Here is a 16,010-nt window from a genome sequence, read left to right as displayed (position 1 = left end):
AACGTATGTAGTCAATACGTGAGCAACGGAAAAACAAGCCAACGAGCTTCCACAGGAAGTGGTGACTTCGACGTTCGACACAGGACGTGTCGGTATTTAGTCGAAGATCTTCTGAAGACGTGTCATTTTCACCGGACTTTTTTGAACATCCGATTCTTAAAATAAAGGTTCAAAAAGGAGGATGAAAAGGACCAAGAAGTTTGAGGCGGCGCAGTTTTGAGTAGCGGAACGTATGTAGTCAATACGTGAGCAACGGAAAAACAAGCCAACGAAAAAATTCGACGTGTCATTTTCACCGGACTTTTTTGAACATCCTATAAAGGAGTAATGATATGGAACGACAAATTTTAGTAGTATTTCCACATCCAGATGATGAAGCATTTGGTGTATCTGGTTTAATTAGTTTACATACAACAAAAGGGGTTCCCGTTACATATGCATGTTTGACGCTTGGAGAAATGGGAAGAAACCTTGGAAATCCTTTTTTTGCAACTAGAGAAACTCTACCAGAGATACGTAAAAGAGAACTTATGGAAGCGTGTAAAGCATGTGGAATTTCGGATCTTCGAATGCTAGGTTACCGTGATAAAACATTGGAATTTCTTGATCCGGAGAGAGTAGCTGACAAGATTGAAGAAATTATTAAAGAAGTGAATCCTTCGCTTGTAATCACATTTTATCCAGGACATGGTGTTCACCCTGATCATGATGCAACAGGTGAAGCAACGATTCGTGCAGTTGCGAGATTCCCCAAAGAAAATAGACCAAAGGTGTTCTGTAAAGCAATCACACATAATCGCGTCGAAAAGCTTGGGGAGCATGATGTAGAATTTAATGTAGATGAAGTCATGGACATGAAATTAGCAACATTACGAGCACATCGTTCCCAGACAGAAGGCTTAATGGGAAATTTGCTGAAAAAGATTGATGATAAAGAAAACGAAATAATGGATTGGCTGCGTACCGAAGTATATTGGACCTATAAATTTGATGATTAAGTTGTAGTGCCCAGTGAAATGGGTTCTACTTAAAAGGAGCTCAATCAAAATGGAGAACAATCCAGTTGATTTTGATCAGCTTTTAAAGGCCTATCAATCGCTATGGATGAATCGACAACTATGGCGTAAGGATGAAAACAGTGAAGACATCCTTCGTGCAACGATTAAAAGAGATTTAAAAGATGAACTAACACATCCAAGGTTACGAAAAACGCCATATGAAAAGTTTTTTATGGCGAGCCGACGAATTTTCGATTCATCACTAACGATGGAAGAAAAGCTAAGTCTGCAGCACATTTATCTAGATGAAATGGAAAATGTGAAGAAAGTGTAAATAAAATATGAAAAATTTTACAAATAGGTAGAATTTCCGTTGTACAACTACTGAGATTCCTTTATAATCAAAAAATATACACAGATGAGCTCGTCAAAATATCTCAACATAGTGTCAAGGAATGAAAGGGGTATTTTTATGGAGATGAACATGTATATGGAAATCTCAGTCATTCTATTTTTGATATTTACTTTTTCCTTAGCAACATCAATTTTTAAAGGAACACATAAAAAGATACCAAAAATAGTAAGTGCAACGTTTATTAGCTTATGTTCTTTTTTCATTTTATGGAGAGCAGCTAGCCTATTGTCGTATTTTCATTAATAAAATATAAGCACAAATTAAAAAAGAGCGGGGACACCGCTCTTTTTTGTGTACTCATACATCATTTTCTAAGGTCGAACTACTCTCGCTGATTTTTTCAGGAGATACAATATATAGGCCCATTTCTTCTTCAAGCTCTTCGATTGATTTATTGAGGACTGTTTCATCCTTTGATGTAAAGTTTTCCAATTCTGTCACCTCAAAAATAGTATGTCCATTTTTCATTATTTGAATAGTTCTTTCTCTGCTTGAAAAACCTAATGATATTTAGTGAATAGGAGAACAAATGATGAGATTTGGTAGTCATATTAGCATTCGAAATGGATATATAGGCGCAGCCCAACACGCGAACAAAATAGGTGCAAAAGCATTTCAATACTTTCCTAAAAATCCTAGAAGCTTATCCGTTAAGGATTTTAATCGCCATGATGCCAGGGAATGTGCGCAGTACTGTAAAGAGCATGACATCGTCACAATTGCCCATACCCCATACCCAACGAATTTGGTGGCAGAGGAGAATCAAATTGAGCTTGTAATCGACTCTGTGTTAAATGACCTTGAGATTGCAAATGAGTGTGGATCTGTCGGGGTGGTTGTTCATTTTGGCGTCTTAAAAGGTAAACCAGATCCTTTAGCAGGCTATAAGAGAATGATTGAAAATATGAATGAAATACTCTCGCGTTGGGAGGGTGAGTCACTCTTTTTGTTAGAGAACAATGCAGGAAAAAGTGGACCAACAGGAACCACACTGGAGGAACTCGTACAGATTAGGCAGCTTACCGATTATCCTGATAAGATAGCCTTTTGCTTAGATACATGCCATGTATTTGCTAGTGGTGTATGGGACGGTGATAATTGGGCAGAAGTTGAGGGGAAGGGGATTGAGTTAGGCTATTTTGAACATGTAAAGGCTGTTCATTTAAACAATTCAATGTATCCTACCAGATCAATGAAGGATCGCCATGCGAATATTCCGTATGGGGAAATTAAAGTAGAGCAAATCAAGGAATTACTATCGAGCTCTGTTTTTGGCGATATCCCGTTTGTTTTGGAGACGCCGCATACTAGTGAATTTTCACATGAAGATGAGTTGCGATATCTCAATGAGATGGTTTAAAAAAGAGTGTAATTCTGGTTAGTGACAGTATTTCTGTAATAGTGACAGTATTTTCTCGATAGTGACAGTATTACTAAAATAGTGACAGTATTTCGTTCATTAGTGACAGTAAAGCCAATCTACCCCTTAAAACGAAGTATGAAAAAGAACCAGCCTGATAACAGGCTGGTTCTACTCATTCTGTTTCTACCTTCATCTGAGCAGCTTTTTTCTGCACAATTATCAAACGACCTGACAATGTAACAGCACCTGCTGCGAGGCCAACGATTAATCCAATCCAGTAACCAAAGGCACCTAATGACGTATAATTTGCAAGCACATACCCGACTGGTAAACCAATCACCCAATAGGAGATGAGCGTCATGACAAAGGTTGTGTTCACGTCTTTATAGCCCCGAAGTGCACCTTGGATGGGGGCTGCGATGGCATCTGATAGCTGGAAGAAAATCGCATAGATTAAGAATTGTGTAGTAAGATTCACGACTGTTGGATTCGTTGAATACATTCGCGCGATAGGTTCTTGAAACAAGAAAATAATTGCTGCGCAAACCAGGGCCATTAAGACAGCAATACAAACTCCTAATACACTATATTGTTTGGCATCCTTAAAACGTTTTGCCCCGACCTCAAAGCCGACTACAATGGTTAGTGCCATTGAAATACTCAATGGAATCATATAAAGCAATGATGAAAAATTAATCGCGACTTGGTGAGCTGCAATGGTAATTGTATTGAATTCACTCATGAGCAAGGTAACGGCAGAAAAAATACTCGTTTCAAAAAAGATAGCAAACCCAATCGGCAATCCAAGTTTTAAAATCTCACCCCAGCTAGCAAGTGAAACGGAATAAAGTTTGCGAAATACCCCAAACTCAACAAAAGGAGTCTTCTGTAGAATAATCCAAATCGCGATTAACATAATAAGCCAGTAGGTAATGGCGGTTGCGTAGCCTGCACCAGCACCTCCTAGTTCAGGAAAGCCAGCCTTCCCAAAGATTAATAGATAATTAGATAGAACATTAATCGGTAGGGAGATAAGGGTTATAATCATCGTCACACGTGTATGGCCTAAAGCATCAATAAATGAACGTAGTACAGAATACATAAACAGAGGGACAATCCCGAATGAAAGTCCGATTAAATAGTCCTTCGCGATTTCTCTTACTTCCGTTTCAAGCTTCATAGAACCTAGAATGAAATCAAGAACGAGTCCCCCAATAAGTACAACAACTAAAGAGATAACAATGGAGATATAGACACCTTGCATAACAGCAAAAGGTACCTTTTCACGTTGTTTCGCACCTACATACTGTGCAATGATAGGTGTGATTGCTACTAAAATACCTCCTAACCCAGAGTACACCGGGACCCAAAGACTTGAACCTATGGCGACTCCAGCGAGATCATTGGCTCCAGCACGACCTGACATCATGGTGTCCACAAAGTTAATGAGATTCAGACCAATCTGTGTCACTAGAATGGGAAAAAGTATTTGCAAGAATAGATTGTTTTTTTGTTTAAGAGTAAATGTTTGATTCATAAAAATATACCTTTCTGTCTTTCTATTTCAATTAGAGGATTATATCATAATTCTCTCTCTTGAAATGGGAAAATATTTTCAGTCTACTAAAATGTGTGATTTTTTTCATTCGTCCTTTTTGGTTTTTTAGTGTAAAGTAGTAAAAGGGTATGAAAATAAGAAATATAATCGAAACTAGGAGTGAAGGGGGAATCCAATTTGATAAAATTATTCTCAGATAGTGACTTAGACGGAGTAGGATGTGGACTAGTAGCAAAATTGGCCTTTGGTGATACAGTTGATGTCTCCTATTGCTCTTATCGTAATTTAAACGAGCGTGTAGAAAAATACATTGAAAATCCTGAAAACAATGAAGCGAAAGTGTACATAACAGACCTCGCAGTCAATGACAAAAATGAAAAAGCATTAGAAAAACGTTATAAAGCTGGCCAATACATACAGATGGTAGACCATCATAAAACAGCGATGCATTTTAATAATTATGACTGGGGCTTTGTACAAGCAGAATATGACTCTGGAAAGAAAACATGCGCGACCTCTCTTTATTATGAATTCCTTCTTGAAAAAAATCTGATTGAGAAAAGCAAAGGCTTAGAAGAATTTATTGAGCTAGTTCGTCTTTATGATACGTGGGAATGGGAGTCGGAAAACCGAATCGAAGCAAAAAGATTGAATGATTTATTTTTCATCATCGGCATTGAAGAATTTGAAGCAAAAATGCTTGAACGACTCCAAAACAATCGCAATTCGTTTACACTGACAGAACCGGAAGAATTTCTTCTAGATACAGAAGATAAAAAAATCGAACGATATATTAATTCGAAGAACAGACAAATTGTACAGACGTTCATTGAGGATTACTGTGTGGGAATTGTTCACGCAGAGCAATATTTATCTGAACTTGGTAACGCATTAGCCAAACTGAATCCACATCTAGATCTTATTGCATTACTAAATGTTGGAACAAAGAAAATTGGGTTACGTACAATTTATGATGAGGTAGATGTTTCTGAATTTGCAAAACGTTTTGGTGGTGGCGGCCATCCGAAGGCATCTGGTTGTTCAATGGGTGATACCGCGTTTGAACTTTTTGTGAAAAATACATTCCCTATCTATGCAATACGCCATGATGCACCAGAAAATGAACTGAACCTAAAAGGTAACGAAAATGGAACTCTTTTTGTTAATCGAAAAGGGGAGAAATCGTTTGTATTCCTTAAAGGAGACGGACAGTGGACAATCCACCATGAGAAGAAAACACTTGATGATACGTTTTCTACGTTTGAGGAAGCAGAGCGTTTTGTGAAACGACAGTTTGCAAGTGGTTTGGCGTTTGATAATGAATTGATTTCGTATATTAGAGAACATCTGAAGAAGAAAGAAGATGCCATTAAGGCTAATCTTGATGGAGCTTTAGTGAGTATAAAGAACCAATTTTAAATAGAACGTACATTCGCATATCGGTATGTGCTATAATAAGTATGCAATAGGTTGTCCATATAGGGTGGTCGGCTAAGCCCCAATGAAAGGGGGTGATGCCTATATGACGATATTTGAAAGCCTTACAATTATGCTTTCGTTCGCGTCTCTTGTTGTTGCGATTTTATCTTTTGACAACAATAAAAAATAGACCTCCCTTTTTCCGCTAAAAATCGGGTGAGGTCTATTTTGTCTTAGGCTGATCCCCTTAGTGGAACCAATCTATTGCTAGGCCGTAGATGCTCGTAACATCTGCGGTCTATTTGTATTTTACGAGTATTTAGTATTATCATACCACATTTTGAGTGGAAATGTCACAATAACTTGAACTTCAAGGTCAATTCATTGCCCCAACCTATAAACTTCTGTAAAATACGTGTGGTATAAGATATGTATGAGAGGATTTGATACATCATGACAATTCAATTTGAAGAATTGAAATTACCGATAAAAATACAAAATGAAATTTCAAATAGAAAAAACGCGGCTAAGGCAGCTGGTGATGAACTCCTAGTAGGACAGGGTGGATACACACCTTCTGATATAAATATCATCCGGGATGCGATTATTGCCTTAAGTATCGGAAAGAATGTGCTGTTGAAAGGCCCGACAGGCTCTGGGAAAACAAAGCTAGCAGAAACAATCTCCTTTTTATTCCAACAACCAATGTACAGTATCAACTGTTCGGTTGACCTCGATGCGGAGAGCCTGCTTGGATTTAAGACCATTCACGAGCAGCAAGGGAAGATGACAATTGAATTTGTAGCTGGCCCTGTTATTAATGCAATGAAGAAGGGATATTTGTTATATATAGACGAAATTAACATGGCAAAACCTGAAACACTTCCAATCCTTAACGGTGTTCTTGACTACCGTAAAATGATTACTAATCCATTTACAGCTGAAGTGGTTCGAGCGGAGAACGGGTTTGGTGTGATTGCGGCCATCAATGAGGGCTATGTTGGAACAGTGCCATTAAATGAAGCATTGAAAAATCGATTTGTTGTCATAGATGTTCCATATATCCAAGGTGAAACATTAAAAGAAGTTCTGACATCACAAACAGCACTAGAGGATGAACAATTACTCGACAAATTTGTTTCCTTGTCTTCTGATTTGATCACCCAGGTTCGTGGAGGAATGCTGTCAGAAGAAGCTGCATCAATTCGTGCATTAATTGACACATGTGATTTAGCGATGTATATGCCTCCGTTACGTGCAATTGATCGTGGAATTATTGAAAAGCTCGAGGATGAAAGAGAAAAAGCAGCGGTTAAAAATATAGCAGAAACTTTGTTTGAGTGAGGTTTTCAAGATGAGATTTATTCAATTTAATGATAAGAAGGTAGATTCCTTTTTGTTTATGGAATTGTCTGACCTTGCGAAAACAATCTCAAAGAATCCGGAGCTTGAAGTTGAGTTAGGCTACAAATCCTATCTTGACCCAATTCAGCAAAAAATCATCATCAGTCATTTTTGGGATAATCGACCAGATGCCCACAAACGTAATGGTTTATTAAGTGATGTCTTCCTCCGTTCAATTGGAAGTATGAAATATACGGATTTTAAAGAAATCGATACCTATTTATCTTATTGTAGAAAGAGTGAGATCCCGAGTTTTGCAAAGCAATTGTTTATGCTTTTTGAGGATAATCGGTTAGAAGAGCTTTGTATTAAGGAACGTCCTGGAACGAGAAAGTCCTTCTATGTAAGGCGAAGAATTTATCGAAAATACTACGAGGATCAGCTTCAAGTGAACATTGTGAAAAGTGTTCCGACTGATGCGCTTTTTACAGCCATCTACCTGCTCTTAACTGCAGAATCACCGCTTGAGGACATTCCACCTATCCAAGAAAGAATTGATCTTGTGGTTCCGTTCATTCGATCTCAAGTTGCCAATGTATTTGAGGCAAAAACAACGAAGGAAATCACAACAATATGTCAGGAAATCATAGATGTTTTAGAGGAAGTCTTAGATGAAGACATGTTAAATATGTATTTCCATCTACCTGAGCTTGATTATGGAATAGTAGAAGATGGACTCACGATTGATGATCTGAAGCGTAAGGACAAATTGAAAAACAATGATGTACTTGACGATGTTCAAAAGGGCGATGAAGATATCCATGAGGAAAAACTTCCGACCTGGCATCAAGAAACAAGCACTCCGACAAAGAGTTTTCTCCAATTTGATCTTGAACAAGGCTCCAGAACCAATCTGCTTGGTGAAGGTGCAAGAGAAGGAGAAGCGGGCGACCAGGCTTTAGGAATGGTTCAAGGCTCCTCTCGCAAAAGTACGAACAATGATTATTCCAAAATCGAAGCCATGGAAATGGTCCATTCGGAGAAAGAAGGTTCTGCTGAATCTGAGTTTGGAAAAGAAAATCGTTTCGCATATCCGGTAATTAAAAGTGCGAAACCGCCAACAAATGATGAGATCCTACAATATGATAAAAACAAAGCAATCATTGCCCCTTATCAGAAAAAGTTAAAACAAATGATTTTGAAGACATTGGAACATAAGAAAAACTTGCCAAGAGGAGACCTCCAGTTTGGGCGTTTGAATAAAAAGCTTATTCGGATGTTTACAGATGATAACCCGAGATTGTTTTACAAGAAAGAACAGCCTTCAAATCAAATTGATGCAGTCTTCTCCCTATTGGTTGATTGTTCCGCATCCATGTACGATAAAATGGACCAAACAAAGCTTGGGATTGCGTTGTTTCATGAGGCATTAAAGTCTGTTCAAGTTCCTCATGATATAACAGGGTTCTGGGAGGACACAAATGACGCGGATAGTACCAAACAACCAAACTATATGCAGACGGTGATCGATTTTGATTCATCTTTAAAGCGAAGCTATGGTGCAGAGATTATGCAACTGCAGCCAGAGGAAGACAATCGTGACGGCTTTTCAATCAGATTACAAACAAAAAAGCTATTACAACGAACAGAGAAACAAAAATTTCTTCTTGTGTTCTCTGACGGAGAACCAGCAGCATTTGATTATGAACAGAATGGAATCATCGATACGCATGAAGCTGTACTGAAAGCCAGAAAATATGGAATTGAAGTGATCAATGTCTTCTTATCAAATGGTGAAATTGAGGAAGGTCAGCAAAAGACGATTCAAAATATTTACGGAAAATACAGCATTCTCGTTCCGAACATCGAACAACTTCCTGATGTTTTGTTCCCATTGTTGAAGAAGCTTTTATATAAAAGTATTTAAGCTTTGATATGTTAAAAAAAGCTATTACTTGGGCCTTTACGATCAATCGAAAAAGGGACTTTAATCCACTTAAATCATACAGTTGAATTTTTTCGTGAAAGCATGTTATCACCACCCCAAACATAGGATGAAATATAAAACAAAATGGGGTGATGAACGTGCAGAATTCTAAACAGTTTACGCAGCTTCCAGAGGAGCTTATTTTAAAGTACTTCACATTGAGTGAGCAGGCAAAAGAAATCGAAAAAGAATTAAAGGAAATGAAGAGGGTAATCAATGTCTATTTTGACGAAACCATTGGGAAAAACGAAAAAGGGGAATCGATTGTAGGAGATTACAAAATTCAACGACAGGTTCGGTGCTCAGAAAGTTTCCATGATGAGAAGACAGTAAAAAAATTGGAAGAATTAAACCTTGTTGATTGTATTCAAATAATCAAACGTCCTGATCAACAAAAGATAGAAGCTGCGTTAACACTTGGTCTGCTTGGACAAGCTGAGATTGAGGACTGTATCGTGAAGAAATCAACGAATGCCATTACCGTTAGAAAAATATAAGGACAAAAAGAAACAGGAGAGCTCTCTCCTGTTTCTTTTTGTTGTTTTGGAAAGCTAAAAAATCAATATTGAGGATAAGTTGTAAACGAGTCTATCTACATCCAGCTTCAACGCCAAGCCCCTCGAGGTCATAAGTCAATTTAGAATTGATGCAAAGAGCGCCTTCTACTCTAAATCGTCTTATGCTTGTCGGACTTGCACAGGAAGTGCTGGCGTCCGCGTTTGCCACAGGACGTGGCAGTCTTTAGTGGACGTTCACTTTCGAGGCGCTTGCGTTTTTGTTCTTAGTCTACAACGATGTACCCGATCATTGGACCATTATTATCTTTATCAGAATGATTTAAGCAAATAATGCGATACATGCCTTCTTCTTCAAAATTAGCTGTTACCGTAATTTCTTCGCCTTTTTTAACGGTGCCTTTAATATCTGTTCCTTCGATGTAGAATGAGTGCTCATTCCCATTCACGCCAAAGATTTTGAAGGTTACATCTTGACCACCTGGAACATTGACCGTACCAGGATTCCAAAAATAAGATTCGATTTCTTTGCCATCTTCAGTTTTAGATTTTAATTCACCTGTTGTAATATGTATCACTACATCATCTTTGGCTGCTTGAGGTGCGATTGTAGGAATAATTTCTGGCTTCAGCCATACCCATCCCCCAATTACCAAAACAGCGGCAATAAAAGCTGTTACAATCCAGCTCCTCTTAATCACTACAAATTTCATAATCAACCCTCCTGTAGATTCTCTCCCTATAATGTATGCTTGACCCACTAAGACTTGTCTATAATCTCAAATTTTTTTAAAATTCAAAAAGGGATTATACAAAAGATGTAGAATTATAATCATAGTATTGTCTTATTGTCAGAGATATTAGCGATTATTGAAGTGAAAGGAACTTACACAATGAATTCTGTCGTGGGAGAGCTCGTCTATTATCTGGAAAGTAATTTGTCATTCTTTTTAAATGAATGGAAGGAAAAAGTTATTATTTCCGAAAATGATGTTCATAAGGATAAGGTTTTATTAAACGGTTTAAAAATGTTTGAACTTGTAAAAAATGGACTAATCAATCCGATTGAAGATGAGGAATTGAGAAGGTTTGCTTATAAACTTGCGGAAGAACGGGTCGAGGCAAATATCAATATTGGGGAATTTTCCTACAATGTAAATTTGGGCAGATCTGTTATTCTAAAATACATATATAAATCAAACCTTGACTTTAACCAAATAGAACACGTTTTCGAAGAGGTACATCGGATATTTGATTTGTTCTCATACTATGCTGTCTCAAGGTATACTGAAATCAAAGAAGAACAGCTTCAGGATAAAATTGAATATATTGACCAAAGTCATCAGGAGAGACTTACTATATTGGGACAAATGGCTTCTACTTTCGTACATGAGTTCCGAAATCCGCTCACTGCAGTCATTGGTTTTGTAAAATTAATCGGAAATGAAAATCCTAATATAAAGTATTTAGATATCATCAGTCATGAGCTAAATCAACTAAACTATAAAATATCCCAGTTTTTACACGTTTCGAAAAAAGAGTTAGTCGAGAAACGTGAAAACGAAATTTCGTTATTAGACATGTTTACAGAAATAACAGAGTTCATTTATGCAAGTATTTTAGACGGAGAAGTTGAGGTTCAAATTGACATTCTACCGAATCAAAAAATAATGGTAAATGAGGATGAAATTAGACAAGTCTTGTTAAATATTCTGATGAACTCGATAGACGCTCTAAAACAAAGGGAAACAGATCGCAAAATAGTGATAAAGAGTCACAATGTAGGGGATCGAATCATTGTTTCTATCTCGAATAATGGACCGGAAATTCCAAAAGAATCACTAGATACCATTTTTGAACCGTTTTATACGACGAAGGAATTTGGAACAGGAATTGGATTATTTGTCTGCAAAAAGATTATCGAAAAGCATGGTGGAACAATCTCTTGTTCATCCACTCCTGCATTAACGGAATTTAATATCATATTACCTACAAGCTTGAAGAAGATAATGGTTGATTGAACTCGGCGAAAGCCGAGTTTTCTTTATGAAGAAAATAGCGGGTAGTGTATAATAGAAAGGTGAATTGGAGGAATTGTATATGAAATCACTAGTTCTTGCAGAAAAACCTTCTGTTGGAAGAGACATTGCCCGTGTACTTAATTGTAATAAAAAGGGAAATGGCTTTTTTGAAGGAGATAAATATATTGTTACATGGGCGTTAGGTCATCTTGTTACATTAGCTGATCCTGAAAAATATGGAGACCACTATAAATCATGGAAACTTGAGGATTTACCGATCATTCCAAATCCATTAAGTCTCGTTGTCATCAAACAAACTGGAAAACAATATAGTGCAGTGAAAGCACAGCTACAACGTAAGGACGTCAAAGAGATAATTGTCGCAACTGATGCGGGTCGTGAAGGCGAGCTTGTAGCGCGATGGATCATTGAAAAGTCAAACACTCGAAAACCAATTAAACGCTTATGGATTTCGTCAGTAACGGATAAAGCAATAAAGCAGGGATTTGCCAACCTGAAAAATGGCAAAGAATATGAAAACCTCTATTCTTCTGCGGTTGCTCGGGCAGAAGCTGACTGGCTCGTTGGTATCAATGCGACAAGGGCACTGACAACAAAGTTTAATGCACAACTTTCCTGTGGACGTGTGCAAACGCCGACTTTAGCGATGATTGCTCAACGGGAAGAGGAAATCAAACACTTTAAACCAGTTCCTTATTTTGAAATCCATGCAACAATAGACGGTCTAAAAGTTAAATGGCAAAATGAAAAAACAAAGGAACAACGTATTTTTCAAAAAGAAGTTTCTTCAAAAATAGTACGCTCACTTCAAGGGCAAAGTGCAAAAATTACCGACGTTCAAACGTCACAAAAGAAAAGCTATGCACCGCAGCTATACGATTTAACAGAGCTTCAGCGTGATGCAAATAAAAGATTCGGTTTCTCTGCAAAAGAGACATTGAATGTTCTCCAAAAATTGTATGAACAACATAAACTTGTTACATATCCTAGAACGGATTCTAGATTTCTATCAACAGATATCATTGATACCCTTAAGGATCGTGTTGAGGCATGTATGGTACAGCCTTATGCAAAGCTTGGAGCTAAGATTCTCAAATCTGGCATTCAAACAAACAAATCCTTTGTTGATAATAGCAAGGTAACGGATCACCATGCCATCATCCCAACGGAAGAACGACCAAATCTACAAGCACTTTCAGCAAAAGAAGAGAAACTTTATGATTTAATCGTTAAACGTTTCTTAGCAGTGTTCTTACCGCCGTATACGTATGAACAAAAAAACGTTCAAGCGCGGATTGGTAAGGAACTCTTTGTGGCAAAAGGCATCACAGTGACTTCTTTAGGGTGGAAAGAGGTTATATCGTCTATTGACGAAAATGATGATGAAGGGCAAATACCTGCTTCGATACAACAAGGATTGTCTATCAACGTACAATCTATGAAAGAAGTTGAAAAAGAAACACAGCCACCAAAACCTTTCAATGAAGGGACATTACTGTCCGCAATGGAAAATCCGGCAAGATACATGGCTGGAGAAAGTAAGGATTTAATCGATACGATCGGAAAAACGGGTGGACTAGGTACGGTTGCGACAAGAGCGGATATTATTGAGAAACTCTTTAATACATTTTTAATAGAAAAAAGAGGGCAGGATATTCACATTACCAATAAAGGGAAGCAACTTTTAGATTTAGTACCGGACGACATCAAATCTCCTGTATTATCCGCTGAATGGGAGCAAAAGCTTGAGCAGATTGCAAAGGGACGCTTGAAAAAGTCCGCGTTCATTTCTGATATTAAGCAATATACAAAGGAAGTTGTCACTGAAATCAAGACGAGTGATTCAAAATTCAAGCATGATAATATCACAGGAACAAAATGTCCTGACTGTGGAAAACTGATGCTTGAAGTCAATGGGAAGAAGGGAAGAATGCTTGTTTGCCAAGACCGCGAGTGTGGTCACCGTAAGAATATTGCGAAGGTAACAAATGCAAGATGCCCAAATTGTCATAAGAAATTAGAGCTTCGTGGTGAAGGCGAAGGACAAGTATTTGTCTGTAAATGTGGACACAGAGAGAAATTAGCTGCATTTAATGAACGACGTAAAAAGAGTCAAGCAGGAAAAGTCTCTAAACATGAGGTTTCAAAATACCTAAAGAAACAAGAAAAAGAAGAGCCAATTAACACTGCATTGGCAGACGCGTTGGCAAAACTAAAGTTTGATAAATAATGGAGAAACCTGGGCCAAGTAGCTGGCTCAGGTTTTTTAGTAATATCTACCTTGTTTGGATTACTTCAGAAGGTATTAATATTAATAATAGAATAAAATAAAGGTTAATTTGATAAGTAACTAGAAATTGATAAATGAACTAAATTATAAATGTTTATAGAGGCTGTTTTAATAATAAAAAGTAAGGAGTGTTTTAAGTGAACCCTTTTTTTGAGTATAACTGGCAAGTACGAGATGAATGGTTTGAATGGTGTGAGGAAATTTCAATTGAAGAGCTTGTAAAACAACGCAAAGGTGGAGTAGGTAGTATTTTAGAAACCTTATTTCATATTATTGATGTGGAATATAGTTGGATTCGTGGTATTCAAGGTAAAGAAGATGTAGTAGTTCAGTTTGCTACTTATAATACTCTAGAGAAAATAAAGATTCTTTCAGATACTTTTAGGGATGAAGTAGAAGAATTTTTAAAAACGGGGTTGGATGAATTCGATGGAAGAACTGTGAGTGTCCCGTGGGATGAAGAAACATATACTGCCGATGAAATCTTGCATCATATCATTATTCACGAGATTCACCATATTGGTCAACTTTCCGTTTGGGCTAGGGAACTGGGACGTAGCCCTGTATCTTCAAATTTTATAGGAAGGGAGATAGCCTTCTAATATCAATCTTTCTACTTAACACATATAGATATTGGAGGGGATTGTAATGAGAACTGAACAAGAAATGATGGACCTTATACGAAACATTGCAGAGAAAGATAAACGTATTCGGGCGGCCTATATGAATGGTTCGAGAACGAATCCTACTGTTTCGAAAGATATATTTCAAGATTATGATATTGTTTATGTGGTGACAGAAACAAAATCTTTTATAGAAGACGAGAGTTGGACAAACCGTTTTGGTGATTTGCTTATGATGCAGGAACCAGATAAAAATGACCACTCCTGTGGACTACGGATGGATTTTGATCGTTCCTATGGGTATTTAATGCTATTTACTGATGGAAATCGGATTGACTTACATATTGAAACCATAGATGCGATGCTAGAAAGTTATGGTAGTGATAAATTAACTGTTCCGTTGTTAGATAAGGATCATATTTTACCACAGATTCCAGCTCCTACAGATATAGATTATCGTGTTAAAAAGCCAATCGAGGCAATGTATTTTAATTGCTGCAATGACTTTTGGTGGTGTTTACAGAACGTCGCAAAAGGAATTTGGCGTGATGAATTATCATATGCTAAACAAATGTTTGAACAGGTAATTAGACCGAGACTAGATGAAATGGTCTCGTGGTGGATTGGAACGAAGTATGATTTTCAAGTGTCAGTAGGGAAAATGGGAAAGTATTTTAAACAGTATCTTCCCAAAAACGTTTGGGAGATGTATGAAAAGACATATACTGACCATGAGTTTGATCATTTTTGGGATTCATTATTCATAACATGTGAATTATTTAGAACGCTAGCAGTGGAAGTGGCAGAACAATTATCTTTTACTTATCCTTTCGCTGATGACAAGAACATGACTCGTTACCTAACACATGTCCGGATGTTACCTCCTGATGCAAATGGAATACTATAAATAAGAATAAGTCGAATCGTACGTAGATTCGATCATTTTTCTTGTCTTATTCGGATATAGCACACTTCGCAAGATATTTAGAGTGATAATATATAGAAAATTGGAAGAAAATAAGATTAGGAAAGGAGGGGTGCGAGTGTTTGTGAAAAATTGCTTAACTGGATTAATCATTGTACTTATTATGATTGTGGGAGTGACAACTCTAGGATCAAATGCCGTATTTGCCGAATTTAGTGGTAAAACACAGCCTACAGAGAACGTGCAAGCGATTGAAGTAGAGTTAAACGATGATTATTTTAATCCAAATGCCATTACAATTCCCAATGGAAGAAAAACCTCTTTGATATTGAAAAATAAGGGAAAGAAAGAACACACCTTCACAGTGGAAAAGCTCGGAATTGATGCTGAAGTTCAACCGGGAAAAGAAATGACGATTACCGTGGATCCGAAAATGCCAGGAACATATGAATTGATATGCCGATACCATTTGAAGGAAGGAATGGTAGGAAAGGTAATCGTTAAATAACGAACAGGGCCAAGATGGCCTTG

Annotated in this window: 16 protein-coding genes; 13 read left to right on the top strand and 3 right to left on the bottom strand. The window is 37.4% G+C overall.

The window, feature by feature from the left end; translation table 11 throughout:
• The first annotated feature begins 332 nt into the window (after positions 1-332).
• Together bshB2 and ACWNMY_RS01795 are read left to right on the top strand one after the other, a co-directional pair.
• Positions 333-998 (top strand): bacillithiol biosynthesis deacetylase BshB2, encoded by a 666-nt coding sequence (gene bshB2, locus ACWNMY_RS01800; protein ID WP_449536577.1) that lies wholly within the window; start codon positions 333-335, stop codon positions 996-998.
• Positions 999-1,047: 49 nt separating this feature from the next.
• The gene (locus ACWNMY_RS01795; RefSeq protein WP_449536576.1) at positions 1,048-1,332 is read left to right on the top strand and encodes a hypothetical protein; all 285 of its coding nucleotides are present in this window, start codon (positions 1,048-1,050) and stop codon (positions 1,330-1,332) included.
• Positions 1,333-1,710: 378 nt separating this feature from the next.
• On the opposite strand, the gene ACWNMY_RS01790 is transcribed toward ACWNMY_RS01795, so the two are convergent.
• Positions 1,711-1,845, bottom strand: a complete 135-nt coding sequence (locus tag ACWNMY_RS01790) for a hypothetical protein (protein ID WP_449536575.1) — start codon at positions 1,843-1,845, stop codon at positions 1,711-1,713.
• Between the two features lie 100 nt (positions 1,846-1,945).
• Here ACWNMY_RS01790 and ACWNMY_RS01785 point away from each other — a divergent pair, with 100 nt between their 5' ends.
• Entirely contained in the window at positions 1,946-2,773 is an 828-nt protein-coding gene (locus ACWNMY_RS01785; RefSeq protein ID WP_449536574.1) for a deoxyribonuclease IV, read from the top strand.
• A gap of 175 nt (positions 2,774-2,948) precedes the next feature.
• Here the strand turns inward: ACWNMY_RS01785 and ACWNMY_RS01780 are convergent, their stop codons facing one another.
• Positions 2,949-4,313 carry an MATE family efflux transporter gene (locus ACWNMY_RS01780; protein WP_449536573.1) on the bottom strand — a complete coding sequence of 455 codons (1,365 nt, stop codon included), beginning with the start codon at positions 4,311-4,313 and terminating at the stop codon, positions 2,949-2,951.
• Positions 4,314-4,511: 198 nt separating this feature from the next.
• On the opposite strand from ACWNMY_RS01780, the gene ACWNMY_RS01775 reads away from it, so the two are divergent.
• The 5 genes from ACWNMY_RS01775 (at position 4,512) to ACWNMY_RS01755 (ending at position 9,581) form a co-directional block, all read left to right on the top strand.
• Positions 4,512-5,753 carry a DHH family phosphoesterase gene (locus ACWNMY_RS01775; RefSeq protein ID WP_449536572.1) on the top strand — a complete coding sequence of 414 codons (1,242 nt, stop codon included), beginning with the start codon at positions 4,512-4,514 and terminating at the stop codon, positions 5,751-5,753.
• 82 nt (positions 5,754-5,835) lie between these two features.
• A complete protein-coding gene (locus tag ACWNMY_RS01770) occupies positions 5,836-5,943 on the top strand; it encodes a putative holin-like toxin (RefSeq protein WP_449536571.1) in 108 nt (35 codons plus the stop codon).
• A 263-nt stretch (positions 5,944-6,206) separates the two neighbouring features.
• On the top strand, positions 6,207-7,097 hold the full coding sequence (locus ACWNMY_RS01765; protein ID WP_449536570.1) for an ATP-binding protein: 891 nt from the start codon (positions 6,207-6,209) through the stop codon (positions 7,095-7,097).
• Between the two features lie 10 nt (positions 7,098-7,107).
• Positions 7,108-9,024 carry a vWA domain-containing protein gene (locus ACWNMY_RS01760; protein ID WP_449536569.1) on the top strand — a complete coding sequence of 639 codons (1,917 nt, stop codon included), beginning with the start codon at positions 7,108-7,110 and terminating at the stop codon, positions 9,022-9,024.
• 158 nt (positions 9,025-9,182) lie between these two features.
• On the top strand, positions 9,183-9,581 hold the full coding sequence (locus ACWNMY_RS01755) for a hypothetical protein (RefSeq protein ID WP_449536568.1): 399 nt from the start codon (positions 9,183-9,185) through the stop codon (positions 9,579-9,581).
• 284 nt (positions 9,582-9,865) lie between these two features.
• On the opposite strand, the gene ACWNMY_RS01750 is transcribed toward ACWNMY_RS01755, so the two are convergent.
• A complete protein-coding gene (locus ACWNMY_RS01750; protein ID WP_449536567.1) occupies positions 9,866-10,312 on the bottom strand; it encodes a hypothetical protein in 447 nt (148 codons plus the stop codon).
• A 180-nt stretch (positions 10,313-10,492) separates the two neighbouring features.
• On the opposite strand from ACWNMY_RS01750, the gene ACWNMY_RS01745 reads away from it, so the two are divergent.
• The 5 genes from ACWNMY_RS01745 to ACWNMY_RS01725 all read left to right on the top strand — a co-directional run bounded on the left by ACWNMY_RS01745 (position 10,493) and on the right by ACWNMY_RS01725 (position 15,987).
• Positions 10,493-11,620: a histidine kinase N-terminal domain-containing protein gene (locus tag ACWNMY_RS01745; RefSeq protein ID WP_449536566.1), complete on the top strand. Its 1,128-nt coding sequence runs from the start codon at positions 10,493-10,495 to the stop codon at positions 11,618-11,620.
• 79 nt (positions 11,621-11,699) lie between these two features.
• Positions 11,700-13,871: a DNA topoisomerase III gene (locus ACWNMY_RS01740; RefSeq protein WP_449536565.1), complete on the top strand. Its 2,172-nt coding sequence runs from the start codon at positions 11,700-11,702 to the stop codon at positions 13,869-13,871.
• Positions 13,872-14,068: 197 nt separating this feature from the next.
• Complete coding sequence (locus ACWNMY_RS01735; protein WP_449536564.1) at positions 14,069-14,533, top strand: DinB family protein; 465 nt, start codon at positions 14,069-14,071, stop codon at positions 14,531-14,533.
• A 46-nt stretch (positions 14,534-14,579) separates the two neighbouring features.
• Positions 14,580-15,461, top strand: coding sequence for an aminoglycoside 6-adenylyltransferase (locus ACWNMY_RS01730; protein WP_449536563.1), 882 nt, complete (start codon positions 14,580-14,582; stop codon positions 15,459-15,461).
• Between the two features lie 136 nt (positions 15,462-15,597).
• On the top strand, positions 15,598-15,987 hold the full coding sequence (locus tag ACWNMY_RS01725) for a cupredoxin domain-containing protein (RefSeq protein WP_449536562.1): 390 nt from the start codon (positions 15,598-15,600) through the stop codon (positions 15,985-15,987).
• Positions 15,988-16,010: the final 23 nt, after the last annotated feature.

The sequence above is a fragment of the Ferdinandcohnia sp. Marseille-Q9671 genome, assembly GCF_976954385.1.
Note: the sequence above shows the minus strand (reverse complement) of the source record. Positions and strands in the feature narration are given on the sequence as shown.

Coding starts and splice junctions, on each gene's coding strand:
- ACWNMY_RS01785 (WP_449536574.1), top strand. CDS start 1,946: ATGAGATTTGGTAGTCATATTAGCATTCGAAATGGATATATAGGCGCA.
- ACWNMY_RS01730 (WP_449536563.1), top strand. CDS start 14,580: ATGAGAACTGAACAAGAAATGATGGACCTTATACGAAACATTGCAGAG.
- bshB2 (WP_449536577.1), top strand. CDS start 333: ATGGAACGACAAATTTTAGTAGTATTTCCACATCCAGATGATGAAGCA.
- ACWNMY_RS01740 (WP_449536565.1), top strand. CDS start 11,700: ATGAAATCACTAGTTCTTGCAGAAAAACCTTCTGTTGGAAGAGACATT.
- ACWNMY_RS01760 (WP_449536569.1), top strand. CDS start 7,108: ATGAGATTTATTCAATTTAATGATAAGAAGGTAGATTCCTTTTTGTTT.
- ACWNMY_RS01745 (WP_449536566.1), top strand. CDS start 10,493: ATGAATTCTGTCGTGGGAGAGCTCGTCTATTATCTGGAAAGTAATTTG.
- ACWNMY_RS01770 (WP_449536571.1), top strand. CDS start 5,836: ATGAAAGGGGGTGATGCCTATATGACGATATTTGAAAGCCTTACAATT.
- ACWNMY_RS01795 (WP_449536576.1), top strand. CDS start 1,048: ATGGAGAACAATCCAGTTGATTTTGATCAGCTTTTAAAGGCCTATCAA.
- ACWNMY_RS01780 (WP_449536573.1), bottom strand. CDS start 4,313: ATGAATCAAACATTTACTCTTAAACAAAAAAACAATCTATTCTTGCAA.
- ACWNMY_RS01765 (WP_449536570.1), top strand. CDS start 6,207: ATGACAATTCAATTTGAAGAATTGAAATTACCGATAAAAATACAAAAT.
- ACWNMY_RS01750 (WP_449536567.1), bottom strand. CDS start 10,312: ATGAAATTTGTAGTGATTAAGAGGAGCTGGATTGTAACAGCTTTTATT.